An 18,075-nucleotide genomic window follows, 5' to 3' on the forward strand; every position below is an offset into this window, starting at 1 on the left:
ACTGGGTGCGTCGGGGCGTGGGGCTCCCGCGGGTCTGCGCGACTCGGGCGTTCGGCATCGCGGCGCCGGTCGAGACAGCCGCCCATTTGGGCGCTGCGTCCACCGACGGCAACTCAGAGTAGTCGCCCTGCGGGTAAGTGCGGTGGGCTGTTGATAAGTCCTCCGCAGAGCTTCCCGCTCTGGTATGAGGCCTCGTACGACAGGCCGATATCCGCGCCACAGACTGCGCTCGCCACCGCTCAGAAAGCGGTCAGGATCGGTCAGAAGAGGTCGCCGGGGGACGCCCATTGTTTCGCACTACACCGTGCTGTACGCCAACCTGCTGGGCCCCGGCCTCGTCATGGCCGTCATCGCCGCCGGCGTCGGCAACCCGACCGTGGTCATCGTGGCGGTCATCGTCAGCGGCGCCTTCATCGGCATCAGCAACACCCTGACCACCCAGGCCGTCATGCTGGTCTCCCCGTCGAACGCCCCGTGGCCTCCTCCGCCTACGGCTTTCTGCGCTTCATCGGCGGCGGCCTGGCCCCGTATGTCGCCGGCAAGCCGGCCGACGCCACCGACCTGAGCGTCCCCTTCTACGTGGGCGCCGGCACCTTCCTGCCGGCGATCCCCGTTCTGCCTGCGGCCACCGTCTGCTCCACCGGGCCGAACGGCACACCGGCCAGGGACGGCCCCCCACGCTCACCCCTGTCGGCGCACAGACCGCCGTCGGCACACCTCCTGTCGTGGTCGCCGTCGGCGATCACGACAGGGCCGCCGTGATCGCCGGCACCGCGGCCCGCCTCGCCCGCGACGCCGGCAGCCCCTTGCAGGTCGTCCACGTTCTGCGGACCGCCGTCGTCGAGGAACAGGCCGTAGACACCGACGACTTCGACCAGGCCCGCACCGCCGTCAGCGCCCATCGTGAAGGCCTCGATGCGCGGGCCGGCCAGGGAGTCGTTGACGAACAGCGAGGAGTAGCCCAGGCGTTCGGCCGCACGGCCGAAGCCGACCAGCTCGCGAGGGTCGTCGGTCGCACCCCACTGGGCGGTTCCGGTCGGAAGCAGTACACCGATGTCCATGCCGGCGATGTTCATGACCGGGTCGGCCGGCGACAATTCCCTGCGGGGAATGGCCTGGCCGGTTTCGCTGTCCCGTGAGCTGAATTGTGGCTTCCGCCACAGCGCTGGACGGAGCCGCCTGATGGGGTGATCCGCATGAGCGACGGAATCACCTGGCTCGCGGAGCCGAAGTCGATCGACTGGGGCGGATACAGCGTCGTCATCGCCCTGGACCTCGCCGGAGAGACACTGGCGGCGCGTGTCGCCGCCGGCCGGTACGGCCGGAACAAGCAGCAGCCACGTTTCCTCGGGAGCCTGACCGGGCGGCAGGCCGACGACGTGATGAGCGGCCTGTTCGGGGACACCCACAACGCCATCGCCCTCCGCTACGGAGAGATCGACGAGTGGTCCTACGTCGTCCAGCACGGCTTCTGGTACGGGGAGTTCGGCCCGGAACCGCCCGTGTCACAAGGTGGCGCCCACATCTTCCGGCTGTGGTACGAGGAGGAGAACGGCAAGCCCGTCCCGCCGTTCTTCTCCTACGAGCACGACGGCCGCACCGTGTGCAGTTTCAATCTGCACCTCGACGGCTCATGGGGATCCGGCCGGGTCGACGGGGACGCGGACGTCGTCTCCGCCCTCGAAGCGGAGCTGACGGCCGCGGGCCTTCGGCTCGACGATCCCGAAGGGCGCGGGGACGACCGCCGCGCTCTTCACCGGACATGTCTGGGCGTCATCGAACGGCACTTCGGCCTCACCCTGCCCCGCGACGAGATCCTGAACAGTCCGCTGCCCACCCTGCTGATGAAGGCGAACGTCGCCAAGTGCCCCTTCTGCGGCGCTCAGCAGTCCTGAGAGCCACACCCGTCCGCGGTCGGTCCTCCGGCACCAGGGGCACCCGGCGGGCGGTCCGGGTGGCCCGGTGGTTCGGGTCACCCGGATGCGCCTCGGCTGTGGGGGCAGGTCGTGGGGCGGTTACTTCGGGGCGACGAGCATGTGTTCGGTGCCGAAGGTGGCGCCGGTGTGGGTGTACATGGTGGTCTCGCCGTCGGACCAGCGGACGACCAGGTCGTCCGGCCAGCCGTTGGAGTCGTAGCTGCCCGCTGTCATCACCGAGTCGTGGGACCAGATGCTGCCGGCCGGAGCCATCTGGACCTCCTTTCCGACGCCGCCGGGGCCGGTCTCCTGGAACTGGGAGACCCTTCCGTTGGACCAGCGCACCAGGGTGTCCCAGTCGTTGCCGCCGGTGAAGTCGCCCGCGGTCACCAGGGTGGCGTCCTTCCAGGCGCTCTTCGGCTTCTGCAGCTGGTGTTCGGTGCCGAAGCCCTTGTCACCGACGGCGGTGTAGTCGGTGACTTCGCCGTCGCTCCAGCGCACCAGCAGATCAGTGACGTACTTCGCGGTTCCGAAGCTGCCCCCGGTGATCTGGTCGGCGTGGCTCCAGATGGAACCGGCGTCGGCCAGTTTGATCCCGCCGTCCACGCCCTCGGTGCCGACGTCGGGGAGGAGCCTGACCTCGCCGGAGTCGAACACCACCAGCAGGTCCGAGCCGTTGCCGCCGGAGAAGTCCCCACCCGCGAGGGACTTGGCGTTCTTCCAGATGCCATGGGGCGCGGCCAGCCGGCGCTCGCCGGTGAAGCCGCCGTTGCCGTCGCCGGTGTACAGGGTGACCTCGCCGTCGGTCCAGACCACGATCAGATCGCCCTTGCCGTCGCCGGTGTACTCGCCCGAGGCCATCAGCTTGGCATGGGACCAGGTCTCACCGCCGCCCATGGAGTACGGCAGCGGCGGCTGGTCGTAGGAGCTGCCGTGCTCGACGTGCTGGTTGTTCTTGGCCTCGTCGTACAGGCGGAAGAACCAGTCGCCGTGCATGGGGCTGTACGTGAGCCAGTCCACGTTCGCGTCGTTGCCGCCGCCGTTGTACCCGCCGACGTTGCCGATGATCTGACCGGTGCCCTTCGCCCAGTCCACCTGGGAGAACCAGGGGCCGCCGGAGACACCGCCCCACATACCACGGCACTTGGCCTGGATCTGGTAGAAGCCGGGCAGCGCCTCCGTCTGCGTGGGGCACCGCACGGGATGGTCCTCGGGGTCGTGGCTGGAGGGGTAGCCCAGCATCGTGACCTTGTTCAGGTAACCCGGCGTGCGCAGCAGCTTGTTGGCGCCCACCACGTCCTGCGCCTGCTTGCCGCTCTTCGAGGGCTCGAGCCGGCCGAAGGCGAAGTCCAGGTCGGAGATGGGCTTCTTGGTGTTGTGCACGTACCGGTTGTCGACGAACCAGTCGGAGATCCGGTAGAAGCCGAGCGTCTGCTTGTCCAGCGTGTACTCGGCGGCGTACATGGGAACGAAGACGGCCTTGCCCCCGGAGCAGTGGCCGGCGGTCAGGATGAGGTTGCGCCCGGGGCTCTCCACCACGCTGGCGGAGCACTTGTGCGCGTGCATCTGTTCGGTGGTCGGGTCCGCGCTGTAGGTGAAGATCGTCCCGACGGACTTCAGACCGAGGATGTGCTCAGCCGTCGGCATGTCGGCCGCCACCGCGGGACCGGCCGAAGCCGCCCGCCGCATACGGGCCTTGGCGCTCGGTCCCGCCTGCTGCGCGGGCAGTGCCGGGTCGGTGGCCGAGGCCATGCGCTCAGGCGTCCAGAAGCGGATGGCGTCCGCGTCCGACCAGTCGCCGTCGCCGCCCTCCGTCCCGGTGGACCCGCCCGCGCTCGCCGAGGGGGAGGCCGAGGGCTCCCCGGCGCCGTTCGCGGTCGAGGGGCTGACGGAGAGCGAAGGCGCCGGTTCGGAAGACGGTACGGCGGACGGCACCGTCGCCGGGGACAGCTGGGGCGTCGGTGTCACGTCCTGAACCTGGGCCTGAGCGAGGCCTCCCCCGCCCGTCAGGAACAGGGCGCTTCCGGCCGCAAGGACCGCAAGGCGCGATATTCGTCTGTGTGAGGTATGCAAGGAACGCTTTCTGAGTCATGGAACAACTGCCTCCGGACGGAAACGGCCGGAGGAAACGTTGGAGAACGAGGGAAGGGCGAAGAAGGCAGGGGCGGGCCGCGCCGCCGGTTCTGCCGCTACTGCCGGGTTTGCCGCCGTGCGGAGGGATCGGCCTTCCGTGAGCGGCGGCGCCGCACCACGAACACGCCGCCGGAAGCGAGGGCCAGTCCCGCGGCCGCGACGCCCCCGGTGACCGCCCAGGAGGGGCCGCCGTCCGTGACGGGCCGGCCGACGACCGTGACGTGCTGTTTCGTGGTCTGCTGCCCATGGTGGCTGACCACGGTCACGGTGTAGCGGCCCTCGGGTACGTCGCCTCGCAGCCGTGCGTGGCCCGCGTAGACCGTGCCGCCGTCGTCGCACTTGCAGCCGGGGTCGTCCGGGCTGTCCGTCTTGATGGTCAACGGACCTTCGAAGATGGGTGACACGACGGTCAGGGAGTTCTCCCCTGGTGCGGCCCGCAGGTCGGTGAGGACCACCCGGACGTCACTGCCCGGCCGTAGGGAGACGGCTGTGTCGCTGCCGGGGAACGCGTCCCTGGGACCGATGACGAACCGGCCGATCTGCGCAGAGTCCTCGGCCGCGACCTTGAGTCGTGCGACGGCGACGGTACGGCCGTGGCTCGTCGCGGTGACCGGATAGGTGCCCGGGCGCAGGCCCGAGCGGATGCGGTGCTCTGTTCCCGCCTCGTTCGTCTGGACCGACTGCGTCGATCCCTTCTTCACGGGAGCCAGGGTGATCGGCTCCTGCAGGGCCGGGGAGGTGACCTTGACTTCGTCCCATCCCGGTGGCATTCCCTCGATACTGAACCAGAGGGCGTCACCCGCCTCCAGGGTGCTGCCTTGGGGTACGTGGTACTCCAGGCGGACCGCTGCGGACGGGCTGCCGCCCGGAGTCGGGTCGGCGCCCTCGGCCGATGCCACTGCCGCCCCTCCCAGCAAGGGCGCTACGGCAAGGCCGGCGACGCCCACGGCCCGAACTGCATTGCGGAACAACGATTCCCCCTTGGTCGGAGATGGCCGGGCCGGTGGGACCTCATCCATCAGTCGACCAGGAAGAGGGCATGAGACGGCAGTTGGTTGCCGACGACCGGGGCTCGACATCGGCGACGAACGGGGTGTGCTGACTGCCGGGCCTTGGTGAACTGGGTGGATGGAGATCCTGTCGCCTGGTGTCCTGCGGGCTCTTGAACGGTTCAATGCCGCCCATCCGTGGGATCACAACGCCCGTTACCACCGCTGGATCCTCCGGCGGCTTCCGAGACGCTTCAACCGCGCCTTGGACGTCGGTTCCGGCAGCGGTGGCCTAGCAAGGCTCCTGGCCAAACGTGCCGCCGCGGTCAAGGGAGTCGTTTCCGATCCGGTGATCACCGCGCAGGCCGAGAAGCTGACTCCAGCTGCGCTTCCCGCGACCTTCACCGTCACGGATGCGATATCCGAGTTCCCCGTCGGCTCCTACGACGTCATCACGTGCGTCGCCACGATCCATCACCTGCCGTTCACCCGGGCACTCACCTGTTTCCGCCGTCATCTGGCGCCGGGAGGGACCTTGGTGATCGTCGGTCTGGCGCGCGCCCAGACCCCTGTGGACCACTTGCTCGGTGCCGCCGCCATTCCGGCCAACGCCGCCATGGGCTGCTGAAGAGCAATGGCCGCCCCTCGCTCCGGCCGGTCTCGATGACGGCTCCCACCCGCCCAGCGGACATGACCGTTGACGACATCGTGCGCGAAACCAGGGACGTCCTCCCAGGCGCACGGCTGCGACGACGGATGTTCTGGCGCCATACGCTCGTATGGAATCAGCCCTGACCAGCCTGGCCACTTCTTCGCCCAGCTGCCTGTGCGGGGGTTCTTGCGGGTCGGGCGCCGGGTCATCATGGTGATGAGTGCCCAGTTCAGATGGGCTTCGGAGTGCTGCGGGAGGCGTTCGTAGTCACGTGCGTTGCGGCGGGCGTTCATGCACCAGCCGATCGTCTGCTCGACTTTCCAACGCCGCGGCAGGACGACGAAGCCCTTGGTGTCCTTGGGCCGGGAGACGATACGCAGGGTGAGCCGTGGCCGTCGGCGCCGCGCCGGTCGGCGGTGTCGCGGCGGTCGGCGGTGCTGCGGCCTGGTTGCAAGGACTTCCGTGACGCGCTTCAGCTCGTCACGGTCAGCCCTCGCCCACGAGGTCGAGGCCCTCACGAGACGCCACCGGGGTGATCTCCGGAACCGGCCATTTGCGATTCAGCGGCAAGGCCGCATCCCGCCACCAGGCACGCGTGGGCAGGTCTCCAGCCGGCTCGAAGGGCCGGCCTGGAACGGGGAGGGCGACCGCCTGCCCGACGGCGTCGGCGGCGGCCTTCGTCCACTCACCGGGCTCGGCCCAGGCGTGCGGCGCCAGGTTGAAGGTGCCCCAGTGGATCGGCAGCATCACGCCGTGCGGCCGCCCGCCCTGGAGGTCGAGGTGGGCACGCATGCCCTCCTCGGGCGTCATATGGATGTCGGGCCAGAACTCAGAATAGGCGCCGATCTGGATCATCGTGGCGTCGAACGGTCCGTGTTCGGCGCCGATGTCCTTGAAGCCGTCGAAGTAGCCGGTGTCACCGCTGTGGTAGATCCGGTGCCGGTCGCCTGCCACGGACCACGACGCCCACAGTGTGTGCTGTGCGTTGCGCAGGCCGCGGCCGCAGAAGTGGCGGGCGGGGGTGGCGGTCAGGGTGATGCCGCCGACCTTCGTCGACTCGTGCCAGTCCAGCTCGCGCAGCCGGTCCGCGGACACACCCCAGTGCTCGAGGTGGGCGCCGACGCCGAGGGGTATCGCGAACACGGTGTCCGTACCGGCCAGGGCCTTGATGGTGGGCAGGTCGAGATGGTCGTAGTGGTCGTGGGAGATGACGACGACATCGACCGGGCCGAGCGCGGCCAGCGGCAGGGGTACCGGGTGCAGCCGCCTGGGTCCGACGAAGTCGAAGGGGGAGCAGCGCTCGCCCCACACCGGGTCGAAGAGCACCCGGTGCCCGTCGATCTCGGCGAGCACACTGGAGTGCCCCATCCACGTCAGCCGCAGCCCGCTCGCCGGGGGCTTCGCCAGATCGGCATACGTCGTCGGGTGCACCGGAACCGTACTGGTCGGCACCCGGCGGGCCCGGGAGTCCTTGCGGAAGAAAACCTTCGCCAGTTCCAGAGTGGAGTTGCCGGACGGGCGGATCCGGGTGCCTTCAGGGTTCACGAAGACGCCGTCCGCGAAATGCGGCGATCTGCGGATGCGCGCCAGGCGCTCCCCGCTCGGATCCGCGCCGAAGGCGGCGGGCCGCAGCGCGCGGAGGCCGGAGCTCAGGGAACGGGAACCGGTCACGGGACCTCCAGTGGAGTGGGTGAGGCCCTCCATTATGAGCGGGCCCCTCTGACAGCGCCGGGGCGGCCGTGTCACAGCGCGATGGCCCCGGCCTTCAGCGCGATGTGCGGGCCCGGATGTCACCTCGAGGTGCTCCAGGCCCGTACCCTCCCAACCCCGCGCCGCGCGTTCTTCTTCCGCGTCGGGGTCGTGATGCAGTCATGCGGACCGTGGGCGGGGCATCTCGCCGGTACCACGGCCCCGGCCAGGCGCCCTCCCCCGCCGCCCGAGTGTGCTGGCAAACGCCTCCGGAAGCGCCGCATGCAACTGAATGGTGGTTCAGTACAGTGTGCGCATGACCATCGATCGGGACGCTCCCCTGATGACGCTCGCCTGGACCGACCACGTCACCGGCCGACGCGGGTACCTCGTCGTCGACCGGCTGGTACGGGGGGTCGCGAGCGGCGGGCTGCGGATGCGGCCGGGCTGCACGCCGGACGAGGTCGCCGGGCTGGCCCGTGGCATGACCATGAAGGAGGCGCTGCACTACGACCCCGACAGCCGGTACGTCCCACTCGGGGGCGCCAAGGGCGGCATCGACTGCGATCCCCGGGCCCCGGAGGCGTACGACGTCCTGGTGCGCTATCTGCGTGCCATGAAGCCGTACATCGAGAGCATGTGGACCACCGGCGAGGACCTCGGGCTCACCCAGGACCTGGTGGACCGGGCGGCCGCCGAGGCGGGGCTCGTGTCCTCGGTGCAGGCGGTGTACCCGCTGCTCGACGACGAGACGGCGGCACGCCGGCGGCTCGCCGACGCGTTCGCGGTCGAGGTGGACGGGATCGGCCTGGACGGGCTGGTCGGCGGGTGCGGAGTCGCCGAGTCCGTTCTGACCGCCCTGGACCGGGCCGGCGTGGCCTACGCGGGAACGCGCGTCGCCGTGCAGGGCTTCGGCACCATGGGCGGGGCCACGGCACGCTTTCTGGCGCGTGCGGGGCTCGCGGTCGTCGCCGTCGCCGACGTCAAGGGCACGATCGCCAACCGGGAGGGGCTCGACGTCGAGGCGCTGCTCGCCACGCGGGACGTGCACGGGACGGTGGACCGCGCGGCGCTGCGCCCCGCCGACCGGGAACTGCCGGGCGACGCCTGGCTGTCGGCCGAGGCGGAGGTGCTGGTGCCGGCGGCGGTGTCGTACGCCGTGGACACGGTGAACCAGGAGCGGATCGGTGCCCGGTGGATCGCCGAGGCGGCCAACATGCCGGTGCTGCCCGAGGCGGAGGAACTGCTCGCGGCGCGCGGGGTGACCGTGCTGCCGGACGTGGTGGTCAACTCCGGGACGAACGCCTGGTGGTGGTGGACGCTGTTCGGCGACATAGAGGCGGACGCCGACGAGGCGTTCGCGTACACGCGGCGCGCGATGCGGGCCCTGGTCGGCCGGATGCTCGACCGTGCGGAGGCCGAGGGGGCGAGTCCCCGGGCGGCCGCGCACGCGCTCGCGGCGGACCGGCTGCCGGTCATCGCGGAGCGGTTCGGTTGGTACCGGTGACATAGGGTTGCCGCGTGACGAGGGTGCGGTTGAGCGTGGCCCAGCGGCGCGAGGAGCTGCTCCGGGCCGCCGTCGGTCAGATCGAGGCCCGGGGCGTGGCGGCGGTGCGGATCGCCGACGTGGCCTCGGCCCTCGGGGTGAGCAACGCGCTGGTGCTGTACCACTTCTCGACCAAGGAGAAGCTGGTCGCCGAAGCCTTCGCGTACGCCGCCGAGGACGATCTCGCCCATCTGCGCAAGCTGCTCGGACGGCGCACGTCGGCGCTGCGTCGGCTGCGGACGGCGGTGCGCTGGTACGCGCCGACCGGGCAGGCCAAGGGCTGGCGGCTGTGGATCGAGGGCTGGGCGGCGGCGCTGCGCGAGCCCGCGCTGCGGGAGGTCGCGCGGGACCTCGACCGGCAGTGGAAGGCCGCGATCATCGAGGTCGTGGCGGAGGGAGTCGCCGCGGGCGAGTTCCGCTGCCCCGACCCGGTGGGCACGGCGCTGCGACTGACCGCGCTGCTCGATGGGCTGGCCGTGCACATGACGGCGTACGAGGGCACGGTCTCCCGGGCGCGCGCCCGGGAGTGGGTGGACGAGGCGCTCGCTCGCGAACTGGGCGTGGACCGCGCGGAGTTGACGACAGCGAGGGGCTGATCCGCCCCGCCGCCGCGCATCGAGGCCGGGCTCGGCATACGCCCCGTACGCAGGCCGGAGGCCGGGCCTGCGGCCCGGGCGTGGAGCCCGGGCCGAACCGGTACGGCGATCCGGACCGGATCACGCGCAGTCCGTATCGGACCCGTGCGCCATCCGCATCGGACCGCTCACGCGATCGGATCAGACCGCCTGCGTGATCCGCATCTTGATGTCGTCCGGCGACAGGGCGCCCTTGGCCACCACGCGATCCCCGGAGGACTCACCGCGCAGCCTGCGCCCGATCCACGGGACCAGGTGCTCCCGCGCCCAGTGGATGTCGTCGCGCCGCACCTCGAACGTGCCGCGCGGCGGCAGCGGCGGCCAGGGCTGGTCCGGGTCGGCCGGCACCTCGAGGCCGAGCACCTGGCCCGCCCGCAGGGCGACCCGGGTGTGCCCCTCGGGCGAGAGGTGGAGGCGGTCGTCGTCCCAGGCACGCCGGTCCTGGACGGTCTTCAGGGACCACAGGTCGAGCACCGGGCAGCCGTACCGGTCGGCGATGGCCCGGACGTGACCGTTGTACGTGGCGATCTTGCCGCGCAGATGCTTGAGCACGGGCACGCCGCGGGTGTCGAAGCCGGTGGTGACCATGACGGTGCCGACGGCTGAGGTGAGGTCGGCGACGGCGCGCTCGAAGCGCTCGGCGACCTCGTCGGGGTCGGTTCCGGGCCGGATGATGTCGTTGCCGCCCGCGCAGAACGAGACCAGGTCCGGGGCCAGTTCAAGGGCCTTGGGGACCTGGTCCGCGATGATCTGGTCGAGCAGTTTGCCGCGTACGGCGAGGTTCGTGTACCGGAAGTCGCCCTCGGGACGCCGGTCGGCGAGGAGCACCGCGAACCGGTCGGCCCACCCGACGAACTGTCCGTCGGGGCCGGGGTCGCCGACGCCCTCGGTGAAGCTGTCCCCCACCGCCACGTACGACCCGATCACTGATCTGTTGTCATTCTTCGAATCGTCTGCCACATCGGACCATGATTCACCTTCGGATGTGAGCTACGCGACCGTAATAAGGGGTTGACGGACGGTGAGATAGACCACTCGGGATGTTCGGGCCGATTCGGAATAAGCCTCTGAGTACGGGTGTTGAGGGGGCCGACACGAGCTCGCGGAACGCTCAGACGCGGCGCAGCCGGATGACCGTCGCGTCGAAGTCGCCCTGCAGCCCCGTGCGCAGACCGTGGTGCAACAGCACGGCTCCCCGATCGATTTCACCCGTTTCGCGGCATTCGTACGACACCGCGGGGTCAAGGCCCCGTAGACGTAGTGGTGCGACCGGCTCACCGTAGTGCTGCGCCTGGAGCAGGGCGAGGACGACGGTCTCCTCGCCGAGGACGTACTGGACCGCGCTGAGCCCACCCTCCGGGGGCCGGAGCCGATAGAGGTCGCCGTGCTGCACGACCGGGCGGATCTCCTTGTAGAGGGCCACCCAGTCCCGGGCCTCGGCCAGCTCCCCCTCGGTCCACTCCGTCAGGTCGCCGCCGACGCCGAGCACCCCGGCCATGGCGCTCACGAACCGGAAGCGCAGTGCGCTGACCCGCCCGTTGAGCTGGGTGTTGGGACTGTCGGTGACCCAGGCGGCCATCACCCGGGCCGGATGGATCTGGCTGAAGCCGTGCTGGATGGCGAGACGGTCGAGCGGGTCGGTGTTGTCGGAGGTCCACACCTGGTCCGTACGGCTCATGACGCCGAGGTCGACGCGCCCGCCGCCGCCCGAGCAGGACTCGAAGGCGACCTGCGGGTGCGCGGCCCTCAGCCGGTCCAGCAGACCGTAGAGCGCGTGCACATGGTCGACCCACAGCCGCTGCGGGTACTCCTCGCCGGGCCAGCCCGCGTCGGTGAAGCAGCGGTTGAAGTCCCATTTCACATAGTCGATCGGGGCGCTGGACAGCAGCCCGTCCAACTGCTCCCACAGATATTCCCGGACGTCCTCGCGCGCCATGTTGAGTACAAGCTGATTGCGGAACTCCGTCCGCTTCCGTCCCGGTTGGTACTGCACCCAGTCGGGGTGCGCTCGATACAGGTCGCTGTCCGCGTTGACCATCTCCGGCTCGACCCAGATGCCGAACTGCATCCCGAGGGCGTGCACATCGTCGGCAAGCGGCTTCAGCCCGCCCGGGAAGCGGTCGGGGTTGGGGGTCCAGTCGCCGAGCCCGGCCCGGTCGCTGGTGCGCGCTCCGAACCAGCCGTCGTCGACCACGAACAACTCGACGCCCATCGCCGCGGCCCGCCGCGCCAGCGCCCGCTGCTGCTCCTCGGAGATACCGAAGCCGGTCGCCTCCCAGGAGTTGTAGAGCACGGGCCGGTCGCGGTCGGCGTCCGGGATGACATGCGCCCGCTGGTATGCGTGCCAGGCGCGGCTCGCGCCGCCGAAACCTCCGTCGCTCCACAGGCCGGCGAAGACGGGAGTGGTGTACGTCTCCCCCGCGGCCAGGCGCATCAGTCCCGAGTCGTCGTATCCGGCCCCGCCGGTGATCTGCACCCGCGCGTCGGGGAGCTGGGCGACGGCGATCCGCCAGCTGCCCGACCAGGCCAGTGCGCAGCCGTAGACCTCGCCGCGCTCCTCGGTGGCGTCCGCGTCGAGCGCGACCCACGGGAGCTGCTGGTGCCCGGTGTGGCCGCGACGGCTGCCGATGACCTTCTCGCCGTGGGTGAGGCCGGACCGTACGAGCCGGGACTCGGCCGCCCAGCGGCCGTGCAGCTGCGACAACCGCCAGCCCTCGCGGTCGGGCAGGGTCCAGGTGGCCGAGTCGGCGCGCAGGAGCTCCACCGGGGCGGGGCCGTCGTTGGCGAGGGCCGCCCAGCGCTCGACGACATCGCCGCGCATCCGGTAGTGAAGGGTGATCAGGAGTCCGCCGTCGGTGAACCGCAGCCGCAGCTCCTCGCCGTCGGTCTCGTACGCCTCGAAGGCCCACTCGGTGCCTCGGCGTTCTTCGGTGCGGACGGACAGGGCGGGCCGTACGAACCGGGGGCCACCCTCGACCGGGTACTCCTCGCGGCCGTCCAGCGGGGACTCGAAGGGCCGGTACGGGGGTGCGGGCAGTGCGGCGAGGGCCTCGGCGTCGGCGAGGGCGATGCGTGGCCCCCAGTGCAGATGCAGCAGCTCATCGCCCCCGGTGAGCCGCAACGCGTAGCTGCTCGCGGGCCCCGACAGCAGCCAGGTACGACCGTCAGCGCCGATCTCCAACATGCGACCCCCACAGATTCGAACAGGTACGATCAGGTCTCAACATCATCGACCCTGAGGGGTGTCGTGGGCAACGGCTTCGGTGCGGTTCCGGCCCGGCACCCCGTCCGGCCCCCTCCATGACACCCGCCTGATGATTGCCTGATGAACCCATGTCGTATCGTCGAAGCGCGGCCCGTCGACGAACAGCGGCGACGGACGGATGCGAGGAGCCCCCGTGACGCAACTGGTCCCCTCTACCGAGCCCGAACTGACCGGAGTACGCAACTTCCGGGACGTGGGGGGCCTGCCGACCGTGGACGGGCGGCGCGTGCGGCACGGAGTGCTCTTCCGCAGCGGCCACCTCGCGCACGCGACGGAGGAGGACACGGCGTTCCTGGCCTCTCTCGGTCTGCACACCGTCTTCGACTTCCGCAACGCGGCCGACAAGAAGCTGGAGGGGCCGGACGTCGAGCTGCCGGGTGCGCGGAACGTCAGCCTTCCGCTGACGGACCCGGCGGACGGGGCCGAGTTCTGGAAGATGGTCCGCGACGGCGACCTGGAGCAGCTGCGCGGGCTGCTCTCCGACGGCAAGGCCGCGAACCGCATGATCGCCTCGTATCGCAAGATCATCCGAGAGCGCACGGCCGAGCACTCCCAGGTGCTGCACGCGCTGGCCGAGGACAGCGTGCCCGCGCTGATGCACTGCGCCGCGGGCAAGGACCGCGCGGGTCTGTCGATCGCGGTGACGCTCCTCGCGCTCGGGGTCGAGCGGGAGGCGATCGTCGCCGACTACCTGGAGTCCAACGCCAAGCACCGCCGGTACAAGGTGTACCGCAACGGCTCGTCGCCCGACACGTACTCGCCCGAGGTGATGGAGCTGCTCAGCCCCCTGTTCGACGCGCGGGTCGAGTACCTGACGGCGGCGATCGAGACCGTCGAGGAGACCTGGGGCGGCGTGGACGCCTATCTGGAGCGGGGGCTCGGCGTGACGGAGCAGGTGCGGGAGCTGCTGCGCGGGCGGCTGCTGGACTGAGGGGCCGGCCGCCGGACCGGGCCGCGGCGGCCGCGCCCTACTTCGCTCCCACCTGGAACAGCAGGAAGATGAAGGCGGCGAAGACATGGCCGACCGCGATGTAGACGATCAGCCGCACCCACAGGGCGCGGGGGAACTTGTCTTCGATGTCGCTCATGACGTTTCTCCTGGGTGGGGGCCGAGACAGAGCGCCGCGATCGGGCTCTGCAGCAGGGTGTGGACGAAGAGCAGCTCGGTGCCGCCGTGATCGGCGGCCGCCAGGCGGTGCGGGGTCAGCGAGTCGAAGTGAGCGCTGTCCCCCGGGGCGAGAACGTGCGCGGTGTCACCGAGGCGCAGATGCAGGCGCCCCTTGAGGACGTACAGCCACTCCTCGCCGGGGTGGACGCGCACGATGTCGCCCTGGGTGCCGTACGGGACGTGGACACGGAGGGCCTGCATGCCGCGTCCGGGCGCGCCGGCCTGCCAGTAGGTCCAGCCGCCCGCACAGGTCGGTTCCATGGCGGGGGCTCGTACGACGGCGTCCCGGTCGGCGACGGTCTCGCCGAGCAGTTCGGAGACGGTTGTACCGTAGATACGAGCCAGTGCGAGCAGCATCGGCAGCGAGGGCTGGCGCTGTCCGGTCTCCAGCCGGGACAGGTGCGCGGCCGATAGCCCGGCGGCGCGGGCCGCGGCCTCCAGGGTGAGCGAGGACCGGCGGCGCAGCGCACGCAGCTGCGGCGCGACGACCGGCAGGTTCTCGGCCGACCCGGCGTCGGTCTCGGGAGAGCTCATACCCTCCATTCAGCCGGAGCTTTGCCTCAATGGCAAATTCCTTGCCTCTGAGGCAAAGCCCGGGGGGCAGGCCGTTCCCGGCCCCGCTCAGCGGTTCGTCACGGCCTGCTTGATCAGGGTCTTTCCGAAGTCCCACATCAGCCCGCCGCCGTGCGCGTCGTCCATCACCGCGGTGAACGCGTCGACGAACCGGTCGACGTCCTGCTCGCCGACGATCAGCGGCGGAATCAGCTTGATCACCTCCAGATGGTCGCCGGAGACCTGGGTGAGGATCTGGTGGCGCTGCAGCAGCGGGACGACGACCATCTGCGCGAAGAGGCCCTTGCGGGCGGCCTGGAGCATGGTCCACCGCCCGCGCAGTCTGAGCGAGCTGGGCCGGCCGAACTCGATGCCGATCATCAGGCCCCGGCCGCGTACGTCGCCGAGCAGCTCGTACTTGTCCACGAGCGCCGTGAGCCTGGACTTCAGCTGCTCGCCGACGGCCCGCACATTGGCGACGATCTGCTCGTTCTCCATGACGGAGAGGACGGCGAGCCCGGCCGCCATCGCCTGGGCGTTGGACCCGAAGCTCGCCGAGTGCACCAGCACCCGGTCCATGGACGAGTAGACCTTCTTGAAGATCCACTCCTTGCCGAGGGTGGCGCCGACCGGTACATAGCCGCCCGAGAGCGCCTTCGCCACGCACACCAGGTCCGGTTCGACTCCGTCCTCGTGCTGGTAGGCGTAGAAGTCCCCGGTCCGGCCGAGCCCGGTCTGCACCTCGTCGGCGATCAGCAGGGCCTTGTGCCGGTGGAGCAGCTCCTGGGCGCCGCGCAGATAGCCGGGCGGGGCCTCGTGGACGCCCTTGCCCTGGATCGGCTCGACGATGAGGGCCGCCACGTCCCCCTTGGCCAGTTCCCGGGCCAGGGCGTCGAGGTCGCCGAGCGTGACGGCCGTGTCGGGCAGCAGGGGGGCGAAGCCGTCACGGAAGCCGGACTCGCCGTTCACCGACAGGGACCCGGTGGTCAGCCCGTGGAAGGCGTGGGTGCAGTACAGGATCCGGGGCCTGCCGGTGGCGTACCGGGCGAACTTCAGCGCGGTCTCCACCGCCTCCGTCCCGCTGTTGCCGAAGAACACCCGGTCCAGGTGGGGGCTGTGCGTGAGCAGCTTCTCCGCCAGCAGCCCCGGAAGGGGCTGGCAGTCGAAGCGGGTGAGGTCGGCGAGCTGTGCGTCCAGCACGTCGTGCAGTGCCCTGCGCACCACGGGGTGGTGGCGCCCCAGGCCCATCACCCCGAAGCCGGCGAGCATGTCCAGGTAGTCGTTGCCGTCCGCGTCCCAGAAGTGGGCGCCCTCGGCCCGCTCGTAGACCTTGTCGAAGCCGATGGTGTGGAGCATGCGCGGGAGCTGGTGGTTGAGGTACCTGGCGTGCAGGTCGTAGCGCTCGGCCCCGCGCTCGGCCAGGAGCGCGCCGAGGTCGAACTCCCCGTTGCCGGAAGGGGTGGTCATTCCTGTTTCTCCTTGGACAGCTCATCCTTGACGGCCAGGCAGGCGCTGATCCGCCCCGCGATCTCGACCGGGGTGAGGCCGATATCGGCGAGCACCTCGCCGCGCTTGGCGTGCGCGAGGAACTGCTCCGGGATGCCGAACCTCCTTACGGGTACGTCGACCTCGGCGTCGCCCAGCGCCAGCGCGACCGCGGATCCGACGCCGCCGGAGCGGCTGTTGTCCTCGACGACCGCGACCAGGCGGTGGCCGGCCGCCAGCCCCGGCAGGGACGGGTCGACGGGCTTGACCCAGCGGGGGTCGACCACCGTGCAGCCGATGCCGCGGGCCTCGAGCAGTTCGGCGGTCTGAAGGCAGACGGGCGCCATGACACCGACGGCGACCAGCAGCACCTCGGGCAGCTCGGCGCGGTGCAGCACGTCCAGGCCGCCCATCCGGTCCACCGCCGGGATCGTCGGGCCCACCGACTCCTTCGGGAAGCGGATGAGGGTCGGCGCGTCGTCGACCGCGACCGCCTCCCGCAGCTGCGCCCGCAGCTGGTCGGCGTCGCGTGGTGCGGCGATTCTGAGGCCCGGCACGACCTGAAGGATCGACATGTCCCACATGCCGTTGTGCGAGGGTCCGTCGACGCCCGTGACCCCGGCCCGGTCGAGCACGAAGGTGACGCCGCAGCGGTGCAGGGCGACGTCCATGAGCAGCTGGTCGAAGGCGCGGTTGAGGAAGGTCGCGTAGACGGCGACGACGGGGTGCAGTCCGCCGGTCGCGAGCCCGGCCGCGGACACCGCCGCGTGCTGCTCGGCTATGCCGACGTCCCACACCCGGTCGGGGAACCGCTGCGCGAACCCGGCCAGGCCGACCGGGTGCAGCATGGCCGCAGTGATGGCCACGACGTCCTCGCGCTCCTCGCCGATCCGCGCGATCTCGTCGCCGAAGACCGACGTCCACGAGGGACCGCCGGCCGGCTTCAGAGGCGCGCAGGTCAGCGGGTCCATCACGCCGACGCTGTGGAAGCGGTCCTCCTCGTGGGCGAGCGCGGGCTCGTAGCCGCGGCCCTTCTCGGTCAGGCAGTGGATCAGCACCGGTCCGTGGAAGCGTTTCGCGCGGCGCAGCGCCGACTCGACAGCCCGGATGTCGTGTCCGTCGATGGGCCCCACGTACTTCAGGCCGAGGTCCTCGAAGAGCCCCTGGGGGGCGAACGCGTCCTTGAAGCCCTTCTTCGCGCCGTGCAGGGCCTCGTAGACGGTGTTGCCGACGACGGGCGTGCGTTGCAGCACCTCCTTGCCCCAGGCCAGCACCTTCTCGTACCCGTCGGTCGTCCGCAGGGTGGCGAGGTGGTTGGCGAGGCCGCCGATGGTGGGCGCGTACGAGCGCTCGTTGTCGTTGACGACGATGATCAGCGGGCGGTCCTTGGCGGCGGCGATGTTGTTGAGCGCCTCCCACGCCATGCCGCCGGTGAGCGCGCCGTCTCCGATGACGGCGACGACATGGCCCTTCTCCCCCTGCACCTGACGGGCCTTGGCGAGCCCGTCGGCCCAGCCGAGCGCGGTGGAGGCATGGCTGTTCTCGATGACGTCGTGCTCGGACTCCTCGCGCGACGGGTAGCCGGACAGCCCGCCCTTGCCGCGCAGTTTGGAAAAGTCCTGACGTCCTGTCAGTAGCTTGTGGACATAGCTCTGGTGGCCGGTGTCCCACAGGATGCGGTCGACCGGTGACTCGAAGGCCCGGTGGAGCGCGATGGAGAGTTCCACCACCCCCAGATTGGGCCCCAGGTGACCACCCGTCCTGGCGACCGCGTGGATCAGGAACTCCCTGATCTCCTCGGCCAGTCGACTCAGTTCCGCCTCGGACAGTGCCTTCAGGTCACGTGGTCCCCGGATGCTCTCCAGAATCGTCACGCTCGGGCCCCCTCTCACGTCCGTGCTGTTCAGCACACGGTGACTGCCGGTTCTCCGGCTCCGGCGCCGTCCTTCCCCATCTGCTCGGCGAGCTTCATGGCCTCCTCGATCAGGGTCTCCACGATCTTCGACTCGGGCACCGTCTTGATGACCTCGCCCTTGACGAAGATC

The 18,075-nt window shown here is 70.5% G+C and carries 13 protein-coding genes and 4 pseudogenes; 6 read left to right on the top strand and 11 right to left on the bottom strand.

Going from position 1 to position 18,075, the window contains the following annotated elements; all coding sequences use genetic code 11:
• Window positions 1-304: 304 nt before the first annotated feature.
• Both ABZ876_RS34065 and ABZ876_RS34070 read left to right on the top strand, forming a co-directional pair.
• Window positions 305-1,139, top strand: a pseudogene (locus ABZ876_RS34065) (MFS transporter); the annotation flags it as partial.
• Between the two features lie 57 nt (window positions 1,140-1,196).
• Window positions 1,197-1,895 carry a hypothetical protein gene (locus tag ABZ876_RS34070; RefSeq protein WP_361789058.1) on the top strand — a complete coding sequence of 233 codons (699 nt, stop codon included), beginning with the start codon at window positions 1,197-1,199 and terminating at the stop codon, window positions 1,893-1,895.
• A gap of 120 nt (window positions 1,896-2,015) precedes the next feature.
• Here the strand turns inward: ABZ876_RS34070 and ABZ876_RS34075 are convergent, their stop codons facing one another.
• A complete protein-coding gene (locus ABZ876_RS34075) occupies window positions 2,016-3,884 on the bottom strand; it encodes a hypothetical protein (protein ID WP_361789060.1) in 1,869 nt (622 codons plus the stop codon).
• A gap of 221 nt (window positions 3,885-4,105) precedes the next feature.
• Entirely contained in the window at window positions 4,106-4,948 is an 843-nt protein-coding gene (locus ABZ876_RS34080; RefSeq protein WP_361789062.1) for a hypothetical protein, read from the bottom strand.
• A gap of 229 nt (window positions 4,949-5,177) precedes the next feature.
• Here ABZ876_RS34080 and ABZ876_RS34085 point away from each other — a divergent pair.
• Window positions 5,178-5,833: pseudogene (locus ABZ876_RS34085) on the top strand (class I SAM-dependent methyltransferase).
• A gap of 12 nt (window positions 5,834-5,845) precedes the next feature.
• Here ABZ876_RS34085 and ABZ876_RS34090 read toward each other — a convergent pair.
• Both ABZ876_RS34090 and ABZ876_RS34095 read right to left on the bottom strand, forming a co-directional pair.
• Window positions 5,846-6,208, bottom strand: a pseudogene (locus ABZ876_RS34090) (transposase); the annotation flags it as partial.
• Window positions 6,177-7,361 carry an MBL fold metallo-hydrolase gene (locus ABZ876_RS34095; RefSeq protein WP_361789064.1) on the bottom strand — a complete coding sequence of 395 codons (1,185 nt, stop codon included), beginning with the start codon at window positions 7,359-7,361 and terminating at the stop codon, window positions 6,177-6,179. The pseudogene ABZ876_RS34090 and the gene ABZ876_RS34095, both read right to left, overlap by 32 nt.
• Window positions 7,362-7,695: 334 nt before the next feature.
• On the opposite strand from ABZ876_RS34095, the gene ABZ876_RS34100 reads away from it, so the two are divergent.
• On the top strand, window positions 7,696-8,886 hold the full coding sequence (locus tag ABZ876_RS34100) for a Glu/Leu/Phe/Val dehydrogenase dimerization domain-containing protein (RefSeq protein ID WP_361789066.1): 1,191 nt from the start codon (window positions 7,696-7,698) through the stop codon (window positions 8,884-8,886).
• Window positions 8,887-8,900: 14 nt separating this feature from the next.
• On the top strand, window positions 8,901-9,521 hold the full coding sequence (locus tag ABZ876_RS34105) for a TetR/AcrR family transcriptional regulator (RefSeq protein ID WP_361789068.1): 621 nt from the start codon (window positions 8,901-8,903) through the stop codon (window positions 9,519-9,521).
• A gap of 180 nt (window positions 9,522-9,701) precedes the next feature.
• Here the strand turns inward: ABZ876_RS34105 and ABZ876_RS34110 are convergent, their stop codons facing one another.
• Both ABZ876_RS34110 and ABZ876_RS34115 read right to left on the bottom strand, forming a co-directional pair.
• Window positions 9,702-10,487, bottom strand: a complete 786-nt coding sequence (locus tag ABZ876_RS34110) for an SGNH/GDSL hydrolase family protein (RefSeq protein WP_361789070.1) — start codon at window positions 10,485-10,487, stop codon at window positions 9,702-9,704.
• 184 nt (window positions 10,488-10,671) lie between these two features.
• Window positions 10,672-12,744 carry an alpha-galactosidase gene (locus ABZ876_RS34115; protein WP_361789072.1) on the bottom strand — a complete coding sequence of 691 codons (2,073 nt, stop codon included), beginning with the start codon at window positions 12,742-12,744 and terminating at the stop codon, window positions 10,672-10,674.
• Between the two features lie 214 nt (window positions 12,745-12,958).
• Between ABZ876_RS34115 and ABZ876_RS34120 the strand changes: the two genes are divergently transcribed.
• The gene (locus ABZ876_RS34120; RefSeq protein WP_361789074.1) at window positions 12,959-13,756 is read left to right on the top strand and encodes a tyrosine-protein phosphatase; all 798 of its coding nucleotides are present in this window, start codon (window positions 12,959-12,961) and stop codon (window positions 13,754-13,756) included.
• Between the two features lie 37 nt (window positions 13,757-13,793).
• Here ABZ876_RS34120 and ABZ876_RS34125 read toward each other — a convergent pair whose 3' ends face one another.
• From ABZ876_RS34125 to ABZ876_RS34145, 5 genes and pseudogenes are all read right to left on the bottom strand, one after another.
• Window positions 13,794-13,913 carry a DUF6126 family protein gene (locus ABZ876_RS34125; protein ID WP_361789076.1) on the bottom strand — a complete coding sequence of 40 codons (120 nt, stop codon included), beginning with the start codon at window positions 13,911-13,913 and terminating at the stop codon, window positions 13,794-13,796.
• Window positions 13,910-14,527 carry an XRE family transcriptional regulator gene (locus ABZ876_RS34130; RefSeq protein WP_361789078.1) on the bottom strand — a complete coding sequence of 206 codons (618 nt, stop codon included), beginning with the start codon at window positions 14,525-14,527 and terminating at the stop codon, window positions 13,910-13,912. The genes ABZ876_RS34125 and ABZ876_RS34130 overlap by 4 nt, the downstream gene beginning before the upstream one ends.
• A gap of 87 nt (window positions 14,528-14,614) precedes the next feature.
• On the bottom strand, window positions 14,615-16,012 hold the full coding sequence (locus tag ABZ876_RS34135) for an aspartate aminotransferase family protein (protein ID WP_361789080.1): 1,398 nt from the start codon (window positions 16,010-16,012) through the stop codon (window positions 14,615-14,617).
• Complete coding sequence (dxs, locus tag ABZ876_RS34140) at window positions 16,009-17,904, bottom strand: 1-deoxy-D-xylulose-5-phosphate synthase (RefSeq protein WP_361789082.1); 1,896 nt, start codon at window positions 17,902-17,904, stop codon at window positions 16,009-16,011. Before dxs ends, ABZ876_RS34135 begins: the two co-directional genes overlap by 4 nt.
• Window positions 17,905-17,933: 29 nt before the next feature.
• Window positions 17,934-18,075: pseudogene (locus tag ABZ876_RS34145) on the bottom strand (4-hydroxy-3-methylbut-2-en-1-yl diphosphate synthase); the annotation flags it as partial.

The organism is Streptomyces sp. NPDC046931 (genome assembly GCF_040644655.1).
Classification (GTDB): domain Bacteria; phylum Actinomycetota; class Actinomycetes; order Streptomycetales; family Streptomycetaceae; genus Streptomyces.